General features: G+C 39.9%; 21 protein-coding genes. 4 read left to right on the top strand and 17 right to left on the bottom strand.

All coding sequences use genetic code 11. The annotated features are described in order from the left end of the window. Positions 1 to 45 precede the first annotated feature (45 nt). On the top strand, positions 46 to 1,629 hold the full coding sequence (locus WAA20_RS15585; protein ID WP_073388557.1) for a family 43 glycosylhydrolase: 1,584 nt from the start codon (positions 46 to 48) through the stop codon (positions 1,627 to 1,629). Positions 1,630 to 1,826: 197 nt separating this feature from the next. On the opposite strand, the gene hisC is transcribed toward WAA20_RS15585, so the two are convergent. The 11 genes from hisC to WAA20_RS15640 all read right to left on the bottom strand — a co-directional run bounded on the left by hisC (position 1,827) and on the right by WAA20_RS15640 (position 13,207). Next, the gene (gene hisC / locus WAA20_RS15590) at positions 1,827 to 2,924 is read right to left on the bottom strand and encodes a histidinol-phosphate transaminase (protein WP_027207048.1); all 1,098 of its coding nucleotides are present in this window, start codon (positions 2,922 to 2,924) and stop codon (positions 1,827 to 1,829) included. A gap of 93 nt (positions 2,925 to 3,017) precedes the next feature. Then, entirely contained in the window at positions 3,018 to 4,655 is a 1,638-nt protein-coding gene (locus tag WAA20_RS15595) for a peptide ABC transporter substrate-binding protein (protein ID WP_073388559.1), read from the bottom strand. Positions 4,656 to 4,675: 20 nt separating this feature from the next. Continuing rightward, positions 4,676 to 5,686: an ABC transporter ATP-binding protein gene (locus tag WAA20_RS15600; RefSeq protein WP_051211888.1), complete on the bottom strand. Its 1,011-nt coding sequence runs from the start codon at positions 5,684 to 5,686 to the stop codon at positions 4,676 to 4,678. Positions 5,687 to 5,697: 11 nt separating this feature from the next. Next, the gene (locus WAA20_RS15605) at positions 5,698 to 6,762 is read right to left on the bottom strand and encodes an ABC transporter ATP-binding protein (RefSeq protein ID WP_027207050.1); all 1,065 of its coding nucleotides are present in this window, start codon (positions 6,760 to 6,762) and stop codon (positions 5,698 to 5,700) included. Between the two features lie 24 nt (positions 6,763 to 6,786). Beyond that, positions 6,787 to 7,704: an ABC transporter permease gene (locus WAA20_RS15610; protein WP_022757714.1), complete on the bottom strand. Its 918-nt coding sequence runs from the start codon at positions 7,702 to 7,704 to the stop codon at positions 6,787 to 6,789. Between the two features lie 12 nt (positions 7,705 to 7,716). Beyond that, positions 7,717 to 8,631 carry an ABC transporter permease gene (locus tag WAA20_RS15615; protein WP_022757713.1) on the bottom strand — a complete coding sequence of 305 codons (915 nt, stop codon included), beginning with the start codon at positions 8,629 to 8,631 and terminating at the stop codon, positions 7,717 to 7,719. Between the two features lie 17 nt (positions 8,632 to 8,648). Next, positions 8,649 to 10,142, bottom strand: coding sequence for an MATE family efflux transporter (locus WAA20_RS15620; RefSeq protein ID WP_073388560.1), 1,494 nt, complete (start codon positions 10,140 to 10,142; stop codon positions 8,649 to 8,651). 46 nt (positions 10,143 to 10,188) lie between these two features. Next, positions 10,189 to 10,527, bottom strand: a complete 339-nt coding sequence (locus tag WAA20_RS15625; RefSeq protein ID WP_022757711.1) for a P-II family nitrogen regulator — start codon at positions 10,525 to 10,527, stop codon at positions 10,189 to 10,191. Between the two features lie 35 nt (positions 10,528 to 10,562). Then, the gene (locus tag WAA20_RS15630) at positions 10,563 to 11,774 is read right to left on the bottom strand and encodes an ammonium transporter (protein ID WP_022757710.1); all 1,212 of its coding nucleotides are present in this window, start codon (positions 11,772 to 11,774) and stop codon (positions 10,563 to 10,565) included. A gap of 15 nt (positions 11,775 to 11,789) precedes the next feature. Next, positions 11,790 to 12,128 (bottom strand): P-II family nitrogen regulator, encoded by a 339-nt coding sequence (locus WAA20_RS15635; RefSeq protein WP_022757709.1) that lies wholly within the window; start codon positions 12,126 to 12,128, stop codon positions 11,790 to 11,792. 92 nt (positions 12,129 to 12,220) lie between these two features. After that, positions 12,221 to 13,207: an NAD(P)-dependent oxidoreductase gene (locus WAA20_RS15640; protein ID WP_022757708.1), complete on the bottom strand. Its 987-nt coding sequence runs from the start codon at positions 13,205 to 13,207 to the stop codon at positions 12,221 to 12,223. A gap of 401 nt (positions 13,208 to 13,608) precedes the next feature. Here WAA20_RS15640 and WAA20_RS15645 point away from each other — a divergent pair, with 401 nt between their 5' ends. Next, positions 13,609 to 14,529, top strand: coding sequence for a LysR family transcriptional regulator (locus WAA20_RS15645; protein WP_022757707.1), 921 nt, complete (start codon positions 13,609 to 13,611; stop codon positions 14,527 to 14,529). Positions 14,530 to 14,554: 25 nt separating this feature from the next. On the opposite strand, the gene WAA20_RS15650 is transcribed toward WAA20_RS15645, so the two are convergent. Further along, positions 14,555 to 15,025 carry an Lrp/AsnC family transcriptional regulator gene (locus tag WAA20_RS15650; protein WP_073388562.1) on the bottom strand — a complete coding sequence of 157 codons (471 nt, stop codon included), beginning with the start codon at positions 15,023 to 15,025 and terminating at the stop codon, positions 14,555 to 14,557. A gap of 402 nt (positions 15,026 to 15,427) precedes the next feature. Here WAA20_RS15650 and WAA20_RS15655 point away from each other — a divergent pair, with 402 nt between their 5' ends. Further along, positions 15,428 to 16,822: an aspartate ammonia-lyase gene (locus tag WAA20_RS15655; protein WP_073388564.1), complete on the top strand. Its 1,395-nt coding sequence runs from the start codon at positions 15,428 to 15,430 to the stop codon at positions 16,820 to 16,822. Here WAA20_RS15655 and WAA20_RS15660 read toward each other — a convergent pair whose 3' ends face one another. From WAA20_RS15660 to WAA20_RS15670, 3 genes are all read right to left on the bottom strand, one after another. After that, positions 16,823 to 17,350 carry an NUDIX domain-containing protein gene (locus WAA20_RS15660; protein WP_073388565.1) on the bottom strand — a complete coding sequence of 176 codons (528 nt, stop codon included), beginning with the start codon at positions 17,348 to 17,350 and terminating at the stop codon, positions 16,823 to 16,825. It abuts the gene before it with no gap. A gap of 98 nt (positions 17,351 to 17,448) precedes the next feature. After that, positions 17,449 to 17,859: a peptide deformylase gene (locus WAA20_RS15665; RefSeq protein ID WP_022758447.1), complete on the bottom strand. Its 411-nt coding sequence runs from the start codon at positions 17,857 to 17,859 to the stop codon at positions 17,449 to 17,451. A gap of 99 nt (positions 17,860 to 17,958) precedes the next feature. Continuing rightward, positions 17,959 to 18,303, bottom strand: a complete 345-nt coding sequence (locus WAA20_RS15670) for a phenylpyruvate tautomerase MIF-related protein (protein ID WP_073388567.1) — start codon at positions 18,301 to 18,303, stop codon at positions 17,959 to 17,961. A 359-nt stretch (positions 18,304 to 18,662) separates the two neighbouring features. Between WAA20_RS15670 and WAA20_RS15675 the strand changes: the two genes are divergently transcribed. After that, positions 18,663 to 19,178, top strand: coding sequence for a GNAT family N-acetyltransferase (locus WAA20_RS15675; RefSeq protein ID WP_242951190.1), 516 nt, complete (start codon positions 18,663 to 18,665; stop codon positions 19,176 to 19,178). A 22-nt stretch (positions 19,179 to 19,200) separates the two neighbouring features. On the opposite strand, the gene WAA20_RS15680 is transcribed toward WAA20_RS15675, so the two are convergent. Further along, complete coding sequence (locus WAA20_RS15680) at positions 19,201 to 19,902, bottom strand: endonuclease V (RefSeq protein ID WP_330393653.1); 702 nt, start codon at positions 19,900 to 19,902, stop codon at positions 19,201 to 19,203. 133 nt (positions 19,903 to 20,035) lie between these two features. Beyond that, positions 20,036 to 21,214 carry a phosphoribosylaminoimidazolecarboxamide formyltransferase gene (locus WAA20_RS15685; protein ID WP_073388570.1) on the bottom strand — a complete coding sequence of 393 codons (1,179 nt, stop codon included), beginning with the start codon at positions 21,212 to 21,214 and terminating at the stop codon, positions 20,036 to 20,038. Positions 21,215 to 21,358 lie beyond the last annotated feature (144 nt).

The following is a 21,358-nucleotide window of genomic DNA, read 5'->3' on the forward strand; positions in this document are numbered from 1 at the left end:
AGTATTGGGATGTAACAGAAAACCACGACATAAAAGGTTAAAAATATGAAAATCAAAGTATTTACAAGAGAAGTTAATGAAAACAATTACCCGGAAGGGCTTGCAAGAAGTGTACATTTCGAAGTTATTTCTGATGACGGAAGCGCTGCACCTTTAAACAGAAACTACGGAATTCTTTTTGCAAAAGGTGCTATAAGCAAGGATAATACCATCATCCCAAAGGGTGTTCAGAATCCGCTTATATTCAATATGGAAGACGGATGGATCGGTATTGCTGCAGAAAGAGTCCTTGAAAACGGCGAGGTTGATAAGGATGCTTTAAACCAAAAAGTTCTTTGGAAAACCAAAGATCTGATTCACTTTGAAGAGGAAAACCTTATTTCTGATGATGAAATCTCCAAATATCTCCCCAAAGAATATGAATCATCAGATTCTATAAAAAAAGAGTTCCTGTCTAAAAATCAAATATATGCAGACGCCCTTGAAGTAGATCCCGAAATAGCAAAGAAAGCCGAGCAATACTGGAATCCAATAGTATGCACCGGTGTAACCTGCAAGGACGACAAGTCAGGTATACTAATTTCATACAGCGACGGATCTTCAAGAGAGAAAAAGTTTGGTCCGGATGGACGTATACACCAGCAGAAGTTTGACTTCCCTCTTGCAAAGGGATACGGCGATCCCGTTATTTTCCCATGGGAAGGAAAATGGTATTTCATATCAACCAGCGACAATCGTCATGATATAGGTATCTATGTGCGAGAAGCTGATGATGTACATGGTCTCTTTGCAGAAGGTGTCACCGAGCATCTCATCCTTCCATTTGATCCTGAAAGAGGCTTCGAGCAGACCTTCTGGGCACCCGAATTCCATGTGATCGGAGACGAATTATATATTCTTTTTGCTGTTAGCGGCCATGAGTGGGGTCCTCAGTGTCATATGATGAAGAAAAAGAAAGGCGCAAGTATCATAGAAGCTGACAGCTGGGAAGATCCTGTAAAGGTGCGCAAGATGGATGGAACGCCAATAGGACAAGGCGCCATAACCCTTGATATGACCCATGTTAAAACAAGCAAAGGTTCATATCTTATCTGGTCATACAGGCAGTTCATCGGACATCCGAATGATACTGGTTCCATGCTTTATATCGCATCCATTGATGAAGATAAGCCATGGATCCTTACAAGTGAACCTGTGCTCCTTACAAGACCTCTTCTTGGTTGGGAGAATGTATCAGGAACTATCAACAACGAAGGCCCTTATGGCTTTATCCATGAAGGAAAGCTCTATGTTACATATTCAGGCGGTGCAGCCAACTCTTATACCTATGCAGTTGGTCTTCTGACAGCTGATGACGATGCCGATCTGTTAGATATCTCCTCCTGGACCAAGAGCATTACACCAGTCCTTAACTTCTATTCTGTAAAAGGAGTTTTCGGCCCTGGTCACAACTCATTCTTTACTAACGAAGACGGCGAACTGATGATAGCTTATCATGGAGAGACTACTATAGATAGTACTCTTAGATGTGATGGTATAAGGCGAGTACACTTCAGAGCTGATGGCACGCCGTATTTCCAGATGTCTGCGGCAGAGGATCTGATGACGTATAGCGAAAGTCAAATATAAAATTATTACAGTATAATCGAAGAAGCTCTATATTCACAAAGAAGGCCGATCTATTATGTGATCGACCCTCTTTTTTTCATTTACTGTTATACTGTTTTCTTTGTTCTTCTCATTATTCTACTTTTCTTTATTCTACTTTATTCAGCTAGCACTATTCTACTTCTCGTTATACTTCCTTTCTTTTATACTTCTTTCTTTTATACTGCCTTCTCTTTTACACAGCTCTTTTCAATAAATTCTCCGATAGTGTCAAGGAACTTCTGATTCTGCATAGGAAGACCTATACTAACACGAATATATTCTTCGGAAAAGTATCTTATATAAACCCCTTTAGATTCAAGATAACTCATGCATTCCTTAGTATCACAGTGCGGTGCAAAATAGATAAAGCTTGTAGAACTCGGCACTACCGTACAACCAAGCTTTTCAAGTTCTTTTGAAAGATAAGCTCTTTGCTCTGTATTGTTGTCCTGTGCTGCCTTATAGAACTCTTTATCTTCCAGCGCAGCTGCTGCGCCTGCTGCCGCAACCCTGTTAGTTCCAAAGATACCTGATATTGCACTAAGACAAGTTATGATCTCTTCACTTGCTACAGCGTATCCGCATCTGATACCTGCAAGTCCGTATATCTTAGAGAATGTTCGAAGTACGATAACATTTTTGCCGCACAGAACCTTTGAGACCATGCTGGGATAAGAGTCATCTGCCACCCAGTCTATATAAGCTTCATCTATAACACATACAACGTGATCAGGAAGATCATCAATAAAGGTTGAAAGCTTGTCCGGACACAGAAGCGTACCTGTAGGATTGTTAGGATTACAGATATATATAAGCTTTGTTTTATCAGTAATTGCAGCCGAAAGTGCATCAAGATCTGTACTCACACCATCTTTGCCAAAAACCTCTACAAGCTTTGCACCAAACTGGGCAGGAAGTCTGTAGTACTGCATATATGTTGGTGAACAGATAAGAAGTTCATCATCAGGATTAAGGAAAGCTTCTGCAACTGCCTGAATTCCGGCTCCTGATCCATTAAAGGCTGTGATACAGCTCACCGGCATTCCTACATGCTCTGCTATCTTCTGCTTAAGATTCGTAATAGACTCCATTGGATACAGATTACACTTACTAAGTTCCTTTTCCATGGCTTCAAGTGCCTTGGGGCTTGATCCCATCTGATTTTCATTAGCATTAAGTTTTATGATGCCGGGGCCCGGCTTTACCATCATGCCTCCTGCTGTATAGATCTGAAATCCTTTAAGTGGCTCTCTCATTAAATCTTTAACTGACATATCCGCATCCTCCTTAAAAATAAAAGACTGCTACCTGAAAGGTTTGGTCCCCTTTGACCAGGTAACAGTCTGTGTATGGTTGGTTTCAATTCATTACTCAATATCAAGATACTTGGTTCTTATATTTCCTCTTGATGGATCGACGATCCTGTTTGTAAGCTTAGGATTCATTAGTACTATTGTCTCCCTGTTTACTACAGGAATTGCCCAGAAATAATCTGCTACAAGTATCTTTTCTGCTTCGTGTAAGAGTTCATACCTCTTTACAGGATCAGATTCTTTATTGGACTCTTCCATAAGAGCATCGTATTCACTGCAGTTTGTACCGTTATCATTGTAGGAATCTGTTGTTCTGTACATTGAAAGATATGTATATGGATCAATAAAGTCTGCTGTCCACTGCATTCTGCAGATATCAAAATCTCCTGCACGTCTGTCTGAAATATTTACCTGTGTTTCCTGAGCTTCAAGCTGTACTTCGATTCCGAGATTTTCTTTCCACTGAGCCTGAAGGGCCTGAGCTATATCGGATTCTATCTGAGTACTTGGATACTTATAAGTTACTGTAGGGAAGCCTTCTCCATTTGGATAACCGGCTTCTGCAAGAAGTTCTTTTGCTCTTTCTACATCATAGGTCAAAAGCTCTCCTCCAGCTTCTTCTGACCAGGTCTTACCTGAAGCCTTGGATATAACACCTGTTCCTACAAAAAATGATGTGCCGATATAATTCGTACCGCAGGCTGTTGCTACAGCATCCCTGTCAATTGAGATCGAAAATGCTTCTCTTACTCTTACATCATCAAATGGTGGCTTTGTTATATCAAAGAGTTCATAGTTACTTGTTGTTGCAACATATTTTACGAGCTCATCGCTACCATCATATTCTTCAAGAACTGTATAATCTGCTGTTGCTATATCAAGTTCACCTGTCTTATATGCACTGATTATTGCCTGTGTATCTTCCATAGCCATTGTCTTTACTTCATCAAGATGGATCTCATCTTTTAAAACATAGCTATCATTTTTCTTATATACGCAATACTGATTTGGAACATATTCAGCCATATAGAATGGTCCGCAGCTTACCAGTGCATCCATATCTTCGCCCATTGACCAGGGGCCATTTGTTTCTGTCTGAAGTTCTCTATGGGTCGGGATAAATACCGGAAGTGTCAGAAGATCCATAAAATATGCCGTAGGCTCTGTAAGATTGAAGATGATCGTCTTATCGTCGGGGCACTCAACTCCAAGCGTTGATATATCAGCGCCTTCCTTATAGATGGCTTCTGCTCCTTTAATACATAAGAGCATTGTTGAGTATCCATTACCACAATCAGGATCAAGAGCCCTTGTGATCGTGTTCAAAAAGTCTGCAGCTGTTACTGCATCTCCATTATTCCAGTTTGCATCTTCCTTGATATGGAAAGTATATACTGTCATATCATCATTAACTTCATAGGAATCTGCCAGGATATTCTTGTAACTTCCATCTGCAGCAAGCTCTACAAGCGGTGCTGTTGCAAGAGAAGTATAACTCCACCACCAATATGAAGTGATACCGGCACTATCAAGAGTACCTGACTCCATAGACATTGTAGTAGTTATTGACTTGTAGTTGCCTGCTGCCGAAGCCGTATCGCCTGCCTTATTCTTATCACCGCAGGCGCTCATCCCTAGTAGCATACTTAATGCCAGGCCTGTAGCCACAACTTTCTTAAATACTTTTCTCATAATCACACTCCCTTTCTACTTTAAGCAAGATTTTCAATACTTAAGTTTTCTCTCATTCTCAGATATTTAGGTGCATATAAGAAACATGAGACCTGTCTGTTATCAACCTTAAAATTCGCCGGCATTTGATGGAAACATTCTGCCACCGCATATGGACATCTTGTATTAAACGGACATCCCTTTGGAGGGTTGATAGGACTTGGAATCTCTCCTTCTAAAAGGATTCTCTTTTTCCTTCTGGCTGTATTAGGATCTGGTATGGGTTCTGCACTTAGAAGTGCTTTGGAATAAGGATGAAGTGGTTTTTTATACACATCATTGGATGTCCCTACTTCCACCATGTGTCCCAAATACATAACGCCAATCCTGTGACTTATATGTTTAACCATTCCAAGGTCATGAGCTATAAAAAGATAACTTATTCCGGTCGCCTTCTGAATATCTTCCAAAAGGTTAATGACCTGTGCCTGAATCGATACGTCAAGAGCTGATATAGGTTCATCACATACTATAAATTCAGGATCAAGAGCAAGTGTTCTTGCAATTCCTATTCTCTGCCTCTGTCCACCGGAGAATTCATGTGGATATCTTCTGATATGATCAGGCTTAAGCCCTACGATTTCCAGAAGTTCCTGAACCTTCTTCTGTCTGGTTTTCGGTGTGCCAATATTATGGATCTCCATAGGCTCTCCTATGATCTCACCAACTGTAAATCTAGGATTAAGTGATGCATATGGATCCTGAAATATCATCTGGAGCTTCTGCCTGTATGGGAGCATCTGCTTTCTGGATAATTTTGTAATATCTTTTCCGTCAAAAAGTATCTCTCCGTTAGTTGGTTCATATATCCTTAATATGGTTCGACCAAGACTGCTCTTGCCACATCCCGATTCGCCTACAAGACCGAAGGTTTCTCCTTTTTTTACTTCAAATGATATGTCGTTAACAGCCTGAACCACCTGAGGTTTTATTCCCCTGTTTACTTCAAAAAACTTTGTAAGTCTTTTTACTTCTAATACATTCTCTTCCATGACAAACCTCCTTAGACGATCTTTCTTACAGGTTCTACGTCCACAGTCTTCATTGGCTTAACCTTGATAAGAGATTCATCCATATTTTCAAGCCAGCACCTGCAAAAATGGGTTCCGTTATATCTTGTTACCGGACCTTCCTGAACTGCGCAGACCTTCATGGCATTAGGACACCTGTTCATAAATGCACAGCCTCCAGTCAGCGAAGTCAGATCAGGAGGAGTTCCCGGGATAGGTACCAGCGGCTCATCATCATCTTTTTCTGAATTATTGATACTGTTTAGAAGGCCTTTTGTATATGGATGCTTTGCATGATAGAAGATTTCATCCACTGTGCCCTCTTCAACGATCTGGCCTGCATACATTATTGCGATCCTGTCGCACATGGTTGCTACAACTCCCAGATCATGAGTAATGATTATTACACTTGAACCTCTCTCCTTGGTAAGCTTTTGCAACAGTTCAAGGATCTGTGCCTGAACCGTAACATCAAGAGCTGTTGTAGGCTCATCTGCAATGATAAGTTTTGGGTTACAGGCAAGCGCTATTGCTATGATGATCCTCTGTCTCATACCTCCTGAGAATTCAAAAGGATACTGGTTAAGTCTTTTTTCAGGGCTTGGTATTCCTACCTGTCTCAAAAGTTCTATTGCCTGTTTTCTTGCCTCTTTTTTGCTGCATTTTGTATGTATCCTGATTCCTTCTGTAAGCTGGGTTCCGACCTTAAGTATCGGATTCAGGAAAGTCATGGGATCCTGAAAGATCATACCTATCTCATTTCCTCTTACGGTTCTCATGAGCTTTTCATATTCTTTCCTGGCTTTCTTACTCTCATACCTTGGGGAGATGTCTTTGCCATTAAACTTGATCGTACCGTTTACAACTCTGCCGTTACTTGCAAGAAGTCCCATGAGTGTATACATTCCCTGGCTTTTTCCTGATCCGGACTCACCTACGATTCCCAGAACTTCTCCGGGGGCAACATTGTAGGATACATCTCTTACCGCCTGTACTATTCCATTTGGAGTTAGAAATTCAGTTGTCAAATGGCTTATCTCCAATAATTTTTCACTCATAGCCATGGCCTTCCTTTCACTAAATTATTTTTTCTTTGGATTAAGTGCATCTCCTATTCCTTCACCAAAGAAGTTCAGGGAAAAAATCGTAAGGCAGATACAAATAGTTGGAAGAAGCATCTGCATAGGATGAAGCGTCATTACCTGTCTTGCGTCCTGGGCCATCGACCCCCAGCTTGCCATTGGAGCTGAAATACCGATTCCTATAAAACTCAGAAATGCTTCTGTAAAGATCGCACTTGGAACAAGTAGTGTCATCTGGACTATGATTGGTCCTATGGCATTTATGATAAGGTGCCTGAATAAGATTCTTTTATCTGTTGCTCCAAGTACCATGGCTGCAAGTGCGAATTCCTGTTCCTTAAGTGCTATGACCTGACCTCTTACCTGTCTGGCCATTCCTATCCATCCCGGGATACAGACACCTATGAGAATACTTTCTACATTTGCGCCATTTAGCATCATGATAAGGATTACATATATCATTGAAGGCATCGCATAGATGATATCCACTATTCTCATGATCAGCGTATCGAGTTTGCCTCCAAAGTATCCGCAGATACCGCCAATGACTACACCTATGAAACTGTTGATGATAGCTGCTCCAAAACCTATGCTAAGGCTTATCCTGGCTCCATAACACAGTCTTACGAAGATGTCTCTTCCAAACTTATCAGTACCAAGTAGATGCTGGGAAGAAAAGACTGCATATGCATTGGACGTATCCTGTGCATCATATTCATAAGGTGATAAGAAAGGCCCCATGATTGCCATAACAGCCATAAAGATAAGTATTAAAAGTCCTGCCAGTGCCATCTTATTTTGCCTGAATCTCTCCCAGGCTTCCTGGATAAAGGTCTTACTTTCCAGTGCTATAAATTCACTGTTTTTCTCTTCCTCAGGCAGTGGCGAAAACCAGTCTTCGATGATCCTTGTATCCATATGATCACCCCCTTAATCTGTAAGCTTGATCCTTGGGTCAACTATTGAACAAAGAATATCAACCACAAGATTTGCAACTATGATAAGTGCTCCGATAAAAACGCTAAAACCAAGAATTACTGTATAGTCTCTGTTGGTTATTGCATTTGTGAATTCTCTTCCTATACCAGGAATTGAATAAACCTGTTCGATTACAAAGCTTCCTGTAAGAGTAAATGCTATAGCAGGTCCAAAATATGTAATTACAGGAATCAGTGCATTTCTAAGTACATGTTTAAACATGATCTGAAAGTTACTTAACCCTTTGGCTCTTGCCATGATAACGTAGTCCTGCTGCGTTGCTTCCATATATGTACTCTTGGTAAGTCTTGCGATCGTTGCAACAGGTCCGAATGCCTGAGCTGCAACAGGAAGAATATAATGAAGTGGTGATGTCAGTCCTACTACAGGAAGGAGTCCCAGATAAACACCGAATAAAAGCATTAGATATAATGCGATTACAAATGCCGGAACACTTACTCCCATGGTGGCATATGCTAAAAGTATATTTTTTACGATCTGACTCTTTGTAACCGACATCCATATACCAATTGAAATACCGATCACAGCTGAGATTCCGAAAGCTATAAGACCAACCCTGACTGTATATGGTGCCCCTCTTGATATAAGAGTATTAACCGAGATGTTCTTTTTGTATGAAACACCAAGTTCCCCATGCATCAGATTTTCAAGGTAAATAACATATTGTTTCCATTCCGGTTCATTAAGCCCATATGCTTCTTCCATCTGCTCTATCTGCGACTGTGAAAGGTTCTCTGCCTCAAATGGGCTTCCCGGCATCCTGTGAACCAGGACAAAGGTCAATGTGACAAGTGCAAAAAGCGTTACAACACCAACCAACAATCTCTTTAAAATATATTTGAGCATTCTCCCCAACCTCCTTTTCATGCCGCTTTTGCACGCCTTCTAAAAGTTTTGGCTATCCAGCTTCTGTCATCAAAATCCTCGCCTTCATGAAGTCTTCCAAGCCTCTTCATCTCGCCTATGTACATTGCTGTGACAATAACAAGTGAGCAGGCATCAGATACAGGTGTTGCCAGAAGCACTCCCATAAGTCCGAACAATTTGGGAAGAATCAGGAGAGCCGGAATAAAGAAGATTCCATGTCTTGAAAGGGATACAAAAGTTGCGATCTCCGGTTTACCTATAGAAGAAAAGTACATGCTTACCAGCATCTGGAATCCGCCAAAGAGTGCAAACATCTTGCAGGTTCTCATGGCCATCACGCCGTATTCAATAAGCTGAACATCATTTTTGCTAAAAAGATTTATTACAAATTCAGGAGCCAGCATCATGAGTGTCCATATGATCGCTGCAAAGAAGAATGCCATACCCTGAGATGTAAGAGATGCTCTTCTTACTCTTTTGAATTTTTTCCTTCCATAGTTAAAACTGATGACCGGTGCTCCTGCCTGGTTTATTCCTGAGGCAGCTGATGTAATAAAAGCTTCTACTGTGTTAACCACCGATAATGCCGATATACAAAGCTCTCCTCCTCCAAGGAGGCTGTAGTAAGGATCGATATCACCGTAATACTGAAGTGATTTATTGATCATGATATTGGTTATAAAGCTGAGCATCTGGAATATAGAAGGTGCAATACCCATCTTGGCTACCGTGATCATCTGTCCTATATCAACCACTTTAAAACCGGCCCATTTAAGATTACTTTTGCCTGATATAAAATATGCTGCCGAAAAAACAGCTCCTACAAACTGACTTCCTACTGTTGCTATCGCAGCTCCGTATATACCAAAACCACATACAACTATCAAAATAGTATTTAGAAAAATATTAAGTACGGCGCCTATCATATTTGCAACCATTGAATATCTTGTATTACCTTCAGATCTTATAATGGCTGCAAGCCCGACATTAAGCATATTAAAGATCTGTCCCAGAGCAGTTATCCTAAGATAGATGACCGCGTAGTCAAAAACTTCACTTCCTTTTTTGGCTCCGCAAAGGCCTACAAAGGATTCGGAAAAAACGGTAAAGAAAAGGCACACCACCGTTGCCATAAGCACCGCCTGAATAATGATATTGGTAAATAACTTATTTGCCTTTTCATAATCCTGTCTGCCCATTGCAAGAGAAAGCATTGACGCTCCACCTACTGTAAGAAAAAGGGTTAAGGCTATGACCACATTGTTAAATGGAGATAGTACCGAGATTCCGCCAAGTGCATTTCTTCCTACAAAATTACCGACAAATATCTGATCAGCTGTTTTATACAGATATGTTGTAAGGGTTCCAAGAAGCCCGGGTATTGCCATCGACAAAAGCAGTGGAAATATGGGAGCTGAGCCCATTCGCTCGGTATTTCTTCTTGCCTTTTGTGCTCTTTCCATTGCTGATGTATTTTTTATCTCACTCATACTCCTACACCATCTCCTCTTTGCCCTGATTTTTGTTACTAGATTTCTATAATGCCTTTATGCCACGTTCTCCTGTTCTTATTCTGACAACATCATTTAATTCTTCTACAAAGAGCTTGCCATCTCCTATCTTCCCGGTCCTTAGCCTTTCTTCCAGAAGCTTAATGATAGTCTCTATAGTTTCATCATCCCCTACTGTTTCTATCTTTACTTTGGAAAGGCATGTTACCGGCTGTATGATACCTCTATATCTGGTAGATGATCCTCTTTGGTTTCCGTATCCTGATATGTCTTCGATCATGATTCCATATGCTGCACAGGATTCAAAGATTTCCAGAACTTCATTTCTTCTGCTATGCTTTACGACCACTGTAAGTTTTTTCATATTCAACCTCACATTCCCAAACTTTAATCCAGTCATCATTTGTCATTGTGGAAATTAAAGTTTGAATAAGCAGAGCAGCCATGTTCCATAACATCGAGTCCGTCAATTTCTTCATCCTCTGAGACCCTGAGACCTACGATCTTATTGATGATAGTAAATACTATGAATGCGGCTACTGCTACATATGCGATAACTGCAAATGTTCCAAGAAGCTGAACTATAAAGCTGCATCCTTCACCAAATACTCCTGTCATTACTGCTCCGAATGCTCCGCATACTCCATGTACTCCTACTGCACCAACCGGATCATCAACTTTTAAGATCCTGTCGATGAATTCTATTGCAAAGACAACAAGGATTCCTGCGACTGCTCCAATGATGAGAGCTTCATAATCAGATACAACATCGGCTCCTGCTGTGATCGCTACAAGTCCTGCAAGCGCTCCGTTACATGTCATGGAGATATCAGGCTTGCCGTACCTTACCCAGGTAACGATCAGGGTAACAAGAGTTGAAGCACATGCTGCAAGGTTTGTTGTCATTGCTATATCGCCAAGATTAGTTGTCGCTGCTGTTGTTGATCCACAGTTAAATCCAAACCATGCAAACCAGAGAATGAATACTCCTAAAACGCCAAGTGGAAGATTATGTCCAGGAATAGCTTTGATCTTGCCATCCTTTCTATACTTTCCTCTCCTTGGTCCAAGGATCGATGCACCGATTATCGCGCACACACCTCCAACCATATGTACTGCACATGATCCTGCAAAATCGTGATATCCAAGCTGGGATAAGAATCCGCCGCCCCAGATCCAGTGACCTGTCACAGGATAGATAAACATGCTGATTGCTCCTGAATAAAGCAGATATGAAATAAATTTAGTTCTCTCAGCCATAGCACCACTTACGATTGTTGCTGACGTTGCACAAAATACTGTGTGGAAAAAGATAAATACACCGATCGGAAGTTCATTAAACATTCCGTTTTCATCAGCGAGTGCATTGATATTAAAAAGTCCCTTAGTTCCGATCACTGCATTATCACTGCCAAACATAAGTGCAAAGCCTATCAGGAAAAAGAATATAGATCCTATTACCAGATCCATCATATTTTTCATTAAGATATTTCCCGAGTTCTTAGCCCTCGTAAATCCTGTTTCAACCATTGCAAAGCCTGCCTGCATAAAGAAAACCAGAAAAGCTCCAAGCATGGTCCATATTATATTCATCAAAAGTTTCGCATCCATATATATCCCCTCCTATCAAAGTGCCTTGCTACCATGCTCGCCTGTTCTGATTCGAACCGCATCTTCGACATTGTAGACAAATATTTTTCCATCCCCGCAGTTTCCGGTTTTGACCTCCTTTAACACCTGGGCGATTATCGGTTCTACAAGCTCATCTTCAACCACCGTTTCCACCTTTATCTTTGGAAGAAGCTCTATTTCAAGCTCTGCTCCTCTATAAAGACTTTTATGACCCTTCTGATTTCCATAACCCTGAATATTTGAAACCATAGCTCCATGTGCCATACATTCATCCAGTATTTCCTGGAGAATTTCAAATTTTTCAGGTTTTATAATGATCTCAAGCCTCTTCATAATCTCCTCCTTCCCACTTATGTTATTAAAAAAGACGCCTGTTTCTATTTTTCATAGAAATTCAGACGTCTTTGTCACAAGTCTTTATAAAATTATGCAATAACACTGGTAGGTACCCCCGCTATATAATTTCTTAAATTTTCCGTTGCTATCCGTATTGTTCTGAATCTTGCCTCTTCAGGTGCCCAGGCTATATGGGCCGTTATCGTTGCATTGTCACAATCGAATATAGGTTTTTTCTCGTGTACAGGTTCTCCATCTACAACGTCAAGTCCTGCCGCATACACCTTGCCCGACTTTAAGGCATCTACTAAAGCTTCCTCATCTATGATCGCTCCTCTTGCAGTATTTATGATGATGACTCCATCTTTCATTTTGGAAAAAGCTTCTCTGTCAACAAGTCCTCGTGTCTGGTCTGTAAGCGGACAATGAATCGATATCACATCGCTTCTTGATAGTACTTCATCAAATGAAACCTGTTCGATATCTTTATATTCAGGTCCAACTTTCTTGTGCCTGCTATAAGCTATGACATGCATTCCGAATCCCTGTGCCATCTTAGCCATCCACAAGCCTATATTTCCAAGTCCTATTATCCCGATAGTCTTTTCATAAAGTTCGATCTGTCTTGTACAAACTTTTTTTCTTCCTGTAAATCCATGATTTTCATCAATCATCTGTTTATAGAACCTTGCTTCATCTTCTATATGGTGGCATATATTCATCAGAAGCCCAAAACCGAACTGTGCGATCGTCATATCACCATATACAGTATTGGTAAATGTTACATTATGTCTTCTGGCTGCCAGTTCATCGATCTTACCAAAACCATGTCCAAGCGTTGCTATATATTTGAGTTTCTGATGTTTACTAAAGAATTCTTCTCCGAAATATCCGTCTCTTATCCATGCGCCAATTACCGCATCGTATTTACCAGCCCAGGATTCATCAAACATTTCATAGAAATCTATATCACTAACTTCAGGAATCGCACCTAACTGCTGTTTCCAGTATTCGATAAGGTCTTCTTTATTAGGATAACCACCAACAGCATCTCCCTGACACACCGCTACTTTCATACTTTCACCCCTTCCTGTTTTGTCTTTGGTTATTTATTGATTTGAATAGTACAGGATTTATCAGATAAAATCTAATATCTTTTGAATATCTATTCATATCTTTTGGATATGGGACAAAGAGTATTAGTCATACCGCACAATAATTTAAAAATTCAAAATAATTTTAAAACATATTGACCAACAGCTGATTAAATGCTACTATCGTTTTCAATTTATTACATAAAAATAATTCGTTATCGGGGATTTTTTTATATTCAGGGTGTGTGATTTTTTTTTTAAAGCCCGGCCAAGTTGGTATAAATATACATTTCGAGGCGCCGATCTCAAAAATATATTAATAGAAGATTCAGATTTAAAGTCACACGGATACAAATATAGAATTGTAAGGGATGGAAATCTGTATGGATATCAGACAACTAAAATATTTTCTGACTATAACGGATGAAGGTGGTATTACTGCGGCAGCCAAGAAGCTCCATATGTCACAGCCGCCTCTTAGTAAACAGCTCATGCTTCTTGAAAGTGAACTTGGAGTAAAGCTTTTTGAGCGCAAAAACAAGAGCCTGGAACTTACAAACGAAGGCAGAGTCTTATATCAGCAGGCCAGTCTTATCTCCCATGATTTTGATCAGACTATTCAGATATTTGATGATATGAAAAATGGTATCAGCGGAACTCTGCATATAGGATGTATCGCATCTCTTGCTATTCTCTTTTTCCCTAATTTTATAAAAGACTTTGTAAAAGAAAACCCCAAGCTCAACCTTCAAATGTATGAAAGTAATACTTCGGGGCTTTTAAGACTTCTGGATCAACGCACAGCAGAACTGTGTATCATTAAGAACAATTTTGATAAAAGTAAATATAACTATATAAGCATCGACTGTCTTGTTTCTGATTCTGAAGACAGTCTCTGCGCTGTAGCGCTTCCTAAATACTTTGCTTCAGCTAATGATGATTTTGATTTTAATGATCTCAAAGATAAATCTCTAATTGTTCAGAGATTTTACGAAACACCTATAAAGAACGCCTGCATTGATTGCGGATTTGATGCTAATATTATCTGTTCTCATGAAAGTGTTATGACATCACTTAACTGGTGCCTGTGTGATATGGGCATATCGATCATTCCTTACAGCGCAGCTAAACTCACTTCCCTGCTTGTAGGTGGTGAAAATCTTATTGTCAAAAGACTCATAAACCCATCTATAAGTTCAGGCACATCCCTTGTTTGGTCCAAAAATCAGACTCTAAGTCCCACCGCTATTCAATTTGTAAAAGCTATCAATGATATGCTAAGTAAAAGCTCATCTAATACCTAAGCACTATAAGTCATTATCTTTATAGTTAAATATTACTCTTTCCTATTTTTTCCAAGGGTAATGGACGGTGTTCCACAGGAGTTGAAAATGCTATAAGCGTTTTAGTTCTTCCAAACTGCTGAAGCTCATTGATCAAATGATCCAGTTCTTCTGGTTTTCTAAAAAGGACCTTAAGCAGCATTGAATAATCACCTGTGACACAGCTACATTCGACCACGTTTGGTATTTCCTTTATATACGGGTAGAATGAAACTTTATCTTTGGGGTTTACTTCAAGGTTGATAAAAGCCTTGATATTGTAACCAAGAAGTGAATAATCAACTTCTGTATGATAACCTTTGATCAGTCCCAGTTCTTCCAATCTCCGCATACGTGCCGCTACTCCGGGAGAAGACATATAATTGGCACTGGCAAGCTCTTTTAAAGATACCCTTGCATCATTTTCTATCATCTGAAGAATCTTCAGATCTGTCTTATCAAGTTTTATATCATACATAATAAAATCCTCCTCATGATATATTCCTAATAAAAAAAGAAGGAGCAGAAAACAAAATGCTTCTGCTCCTTTGCATAAAATGATGTTAGCACTTTTTGTTTTATCCTTGCAAACTAATTTTTTAAACTATTCTGTCTAAAAAGTTTATTTAATTAAGTTGAAGACCTATTATTCGTTCTAAAATCATCAAAACGACTTAAGGATTTACAATAAACTCTCAAAGGTATAAAGTTTGAAAGTGTTCCACTTTCAAAACCAAATTGATGGCGCGAGCTCCATCAATTTGAACCATTAGTCGCTCGTTTCACTCGCGACATGAGGTTAAATATGGTCAACAAAGCAACGGCGCTTTAACAAGACACTAAGTCCTGTTAGAGCGCTTTTTTTCAAAAGGAGATTATTATGAAAAAGAGAATCGAATCAGATTCAATCGGATCACTCGAAGTACCTGAAAAGGCATATTATGGAGTACAGGCTCTTAGAGCCAAACAAAACTTTGCAATAACAGGCAATATGATGAATTCCGAATTTTTGAATAATCTGGCACTTATTAAAAAAGCTGCGGCAATAACTAATTATAAAGCCGGACTTTTAGACTATGACAAAGCCAAGGCAATATGCAGCGCAGCTGAAGAAGTAATAAAAGGATATTTTAAAGATGATTTTATCGTAGATGCAGTTCAGGGCGGCGCAGGAACCAGCGCAAATATGAATATGAACGAAGTGATCGCCAACAGGGCTAATGAGCTTCTTGGTGGAAAGCTTGGCTATTATGATAAGATCCATCCAAATGATCATGTAAATATGGCGCAGTCAACCAATGATGTTATCCCAACAGCAGGTAAAATGACTGTGATCAGGCTTATGCAGCCTTTAACTGATGAGCTTAGAAGACTTGAAAGCACTCTGTATGAAAAGGCATTACAGTTTAGATATGTTATCAAGATGGGAAGAACACAGCTTCAAGATGCCGTCCCCATGACTCTGGGAGAAAGTTTTGGTGGCTATGCATCTATGATAGACAGGTGCTGTAGCAGATTGGAAAATTCCTGTCTTGAGATGCATACAATAAATATAGGTGCTACTGCAATAGGATCCGGCATAAATGCATCAGATTATTACGAGAGAAATATAGCCAAGATTCTCAGCAAAGAATTCGGTCATCATCTTACCAAAGCCGCAGATCTTTTTGATGCCACAGAGAACCTTGACAGTTTTGTAGAAATATCAGGCGCACTAAAGGCCTGTGCTGTAAGCCTTTCCAAAATGTGCAATGACTTAAGGCTTCTTTCATCAGGCCCGCGATGTGGTCTTCATGAAATAAATCTTCCAGCCAAGCAGAATGGATCATCCATAATGCCGGGAAAAGTTAATCCTGTTATTCCCGAAGTAGTGACTCAGGCGGCTTTTCTTGTAATAGGTCATGATACAACGATTGCCATGGCGGCAGAAGCAGGACAGCTTGAGCTTAACGCTTTTGAACCTGTAGTTTTCTACCAGCTTTTCGAGTCCATTACAGTTCTGACTCATGCTGTAACAACCCTAATAGATAATTGTATAAAAGGAATAACTGCAAACTCAGATCATTGTGAAGAGCTTGAAGAAGGAAGTGTAGGTATTGCTACAGCTCTAAGTCCTATACTTGGATATCAAAAATCTGCAAGTATAGCCAAACAAGCCCTCCACGAAGAAAAGACCATAAGAGAAATCGTACTTGAACAAAAGCTCATGGATCCTGAAAAACTCGATGTGGTTCTTGACCCTATGAGCATGGTCGGAATGATCCGCTCAGCATAGTCATAGCTTTTTCTCGATCTCTTTAAGGCCATTACAGAAGTCCTCGTCGTTGTGATCCGACACATGATAGAGAAATTCATGGAAAGGCATAACTTTCACATCGTTGACTTCATGGGGATCAAACTTAAAGCCGTTCTCAGGAACATCTACTCTGCACATAAATACAGACAAAAGAAGTCCTGTGCCATCATCCCAATCAACGATTCTCTCAAAACCAAGTTTCAGCTCTTCAGGTGAGACCGTTATATCAAGTTCCTCTTTGACTTCTCTGATGGCTGCTGCCTCTTGTAGCTCTCCTGCCATCACGGCGCCTCCTGTCATATCCCACATACCGGGATAGAATCTGGCTTTGAGAGATCTTTGCTGAACAATATACAGCCCCTCGCCTTCTCCCGGCGCAGGGCTGTCTGTTGTCTTCATGATCACGAGTACATGTCTGTAATATTCCCCGCGCTTTTTAGGATCATGCTTGGGTCTTGTTACTCCTGTGTATTGTCCGTCCCTTGTAAAGATGTCTATGTATTCCATTTTTATTATCTCATTTCATTTAGTATATATGTGCAGCGTATAATATTATTCAATCTCGAGCATCTTCTATTTGATGTAACTTTTGTCCTTTACGTAAATCAAATAAGAATTCCCGAAAAATGATCGATCTCATGCTGGATTATCTGTGCAGTAAAATCTTTATATTTTCCGTGCTGCGGCTTAAAGTCCTTATCAAGATAATCCACCTCGATCTCTTTATATCTGGTGCATGGTCTTACACCTTCCAGTGACAGGCAACTCTCCTGTGTCTGATACGCTCCGCTTTTCTTAGTGATTACGGGATTGACCATAGCAACATGGAATGGCCCCATAGCTACCACTATAATCGTTTTACAGGCGCCGATCATGTTCGCCGCCATACCAACGCATCTGTCCTGATTGGCTCTTAATGTATCAAGAAGATCCTCTATTACCTGCTTGTCCGCTTCTGTAGCTTTTTCGGATTTCTTTTGTAAGAAAAAAGGATCCTTAACTATCTGTTTAACCATATCTTGAAATCTCCTATTTTATGAGCCTTTAAAGCCAATTAAGTGTGACTGACTCATAATTTTCATTTCGCAAATTTAAATATTTTCCATTTTTGCGAATCAGAAATTATTACCATTCCATCCCCAATCATCTGATCCGAAGTATCTGATATACATGTGGTCTGGAGCTACGCCAAGAACGTCTCCATATATCCCTGTAAGTTCCTGAGTCATCTTGTCATAAACATCAGATGATGCGCTTCCGTATATCTTAACCTCAATGAATGCTGTAGGTTCAGATCCATCACCTCTGAAATACATAGGAATATCTCCCTCAATCGCCAGCATAAGCCAACTCTCGCTCTTTCCAGGGATGATCGATATTGCCTGACCAAGGCGTTCCTTGAGCTGAGTTTCTTTTTCTTTAGATATTGTTACGTTAGTTTTAGTTGAAATGAATGGCATAGTTGTTCCTCCTTTGTGCCTTTGGGCTTCTTGTTATAAATATATTTATTATTTAAAATTATATCCAAATGATATTTTATCTAAACAATATTTATTGCTGATTATAATAATATCAGCTATTATATAGATTCTAAAGTGGCTTTATAAACTTTATAACAAGGCCAGGATACTATCATACTTGGAGTCATGAGAGGAATAGGTGTTGCCATGGGATTGGAATTATTACAGGCATCTACATCGGATGCTTTAACCATAACCGGAATTTCAAGACGTTCTTTTCACCGTGATGTAGAATTTCATCTATTACTCCAAAAAGCGGTAAAACCCTTGTAAGTTATATTGGAAGGATAAAGATATAAATGGAACAAAAGATCATATTAGAAACAGACAGACTGTATCTTCGCGAAATGAACATGGATGACTTTGATGCTTTATACAAGGTCCTTACTGACACAAACATCATGCAGCATTATCCATATATTTTTGACGAGAAAAGAGTTATAAGTTGGATCGAAAGAAACATGAATCGCTACCGCGATAATGGTTTTGGCCTGTGGGCTGTATGTTTAAAAGATACCGGAGAGATGATCGGCGACTGCGGATTAACACTTCAGAATATTGATGGCGAAATGCTCCCTGAGATTGGTTATCACATACGTGCAGATAAGCAGCGCAAGGGCTATGCCAAGGAGGCTGCATCTGCTGTCAGAGACTGGGCATTCACTAACACGGATTACCCAGCACTCTATTCATATTGCAAATATACAAATGTCGGTTCCTATAGGACCGCAGAATCAATAGGTATGCATTTCGAGAAAGAATATCCCGATCCTGATAATAAAATTACTCATGTGTCGGTAATCTTTCGTGATTAACTAAAACCCCAAACACAAATGATCATACAGAGTTCTTTTCTGCCTTTCTTACTTCGTGAGTCATAATATCTGCAAGCCTTGTAGGAATAGGGATATGGCTATCTTTTGTGACGAGTGCGGATGCCATCTGTGTTGCTGTATCAAGATCTATCTTATTTCCAATTGATACAAAAATAGGCTTAACTGCCTTATGAGTCCTAAGCACTCTACCATATACTTCTCCGGATATAATGATATCAGTAAACGAGTTTTGCTCTAGCTCCGGCATTGTGAAATCTATGTCACCAATTTTAAAATAACTTTTAGCTATACCAATTGTAGACTTCCCTATTACTATTCCTGCATGGGTCGCAAGTCCCATATGTCTTGGATGTAAATATCCATTACCATCAAAGAAAAGAACATCTACATCTGTCTCCACTTTTTCATATGCCTTCAGAAAAAGTGGAATTTCTCTGAATGCCAGGCATCCAGGGATATATGGTACTTTTACCTTTTCTGAAACATACTTTTTCTCAATAATCTCTTTGGTTAAAAAATCTATAACAACTATGCAGCATACTGCGTGCTCTCCGTCATCTTCTTTCCAATATGCAAGGTCAACACCAGCTACAGTCTTGACAGATTCCGGGTGTACCGCATTAGCAAAATCAATCTGCTTTTGTAATTTAAGTTGCTTTTCAATATATTCAGTTTCAAGATTTCTATTTTGTTCTTCAGTCAAATGGTAATTCCTCGTCTTCTCCATATTCTTCTACGTTGTTAATTAGACCATCTTCCATTTTATACAAAAAAGGACCGGAAATACATACCGATCCTTTTCCAAAAATCTATATTTCTTTTTTCAAAACTTCCAATTAGTGATGGAAGAATCTCATTCCTGTAAATGCCATAACCATATCGTGGCTGTTAGCAGCTTCGATAACGTTGTCATCACGTACAGATCCGCCTGGCTGAGCTACATACTTAACACCGCTTCTAAAGGCACGCTCGATGTTGTCACCAAATGGGAAGAAAGCGTCTGAGCCAAGAGCTACATCTGTGTTCTTGGAAAGCCATTCTCTCTTTTCCTCAGCAGTAAAAACTTCAGGCTTAGTCTTGAAGATGTTCTGCCACTTGCCTTCTGCAAGTACGTCCATATAGTCCTCACCGATGTAAAGATCTATAGCATTGTCTCTATCTGCTCTTCTGATAGAATCAAGGAAAGGAAGCTCAAGAACCTTTGGACACTGACGAAGGAACCAGTTATCAGCCTTATTACCTGCAAGTCTTGTGCAGTGGATACGTGACTGCTGACCAGCACCGATACCGATAGCCTGTCCGCCCTTAACATAGCATACAGAGTTAGACTGTGTATATTTAAGTGTGATAAGAGAGATGATAAGGTCGATCCTAGCCTGCTCAGGAAGCTCCTTGTTATCAGTAACGATGTTAGAAAGCATGTCATCGCCAATCTCAATGAAGTTGTGTCCCTGCTCGAATGTTACTCCAAATACCTGCTTCTTCTCAAGCTGTGCAGGTACATAGTTTGGATCTATCTTGATAACTGCGTAGTTACCGTTCTTCTTAGCTTTAAGAATTTCAAGAGCGTCATCATCGTAGTCAGGAGCGATGACACCGTCAGATACTTCTCTCTTGATAAGTTTTGCTGTTGCAAGGTCGCACTTATCTGAAAGAGAGATGAAATCACCAAATGAAGACATTCTGTCTGCGCCTCTTGCTCTTGCATAAGCAGAAGCTATAGGTGTAAGCTCGCCCATATCCTCTACCCAGTAAATCTTCTTCTCGATATCTGTAAGAGGAAGTCCTACTGCTGCTCCTGCAGGTGATACGTGCTTGAAGGATGTTGCTGCAGGAAGTCCTGTAGCCTTCTTTAGCTCAGATACAAGCTGCCAGCCGTTAAATGCATCAAGGAGGTTGATATATCCGGGCTTGCCGTTAAGAACTTCGATAGGAAGATCACTTCCATCCTCCATGTATACTCTGGAAGGCTTCTGATTAGGGTTACAACCGTATTTTAACTGTAATTCGTTCATATTAATTCTCCCATTCTCTCATACGCATTATCATTCAATGTTACTTATTCAAATATAACATTAGGAAAAACATAGTTTTAAAAGCTTCTTTTGACCCTTACGTTACATAAATGATATGCATTCTAAAAATATATTTTTACTACA

Source organism: Butyrivibrio fibrisolvens (assembly GCF_037113525.1).
Taxonomy (GTDB): Bacteria; Bacillota; Clostridia; order Lachnospirales; family Lachnospiraceae; genus Butyrivibrio; species Butyrivibrio fibrisolvens.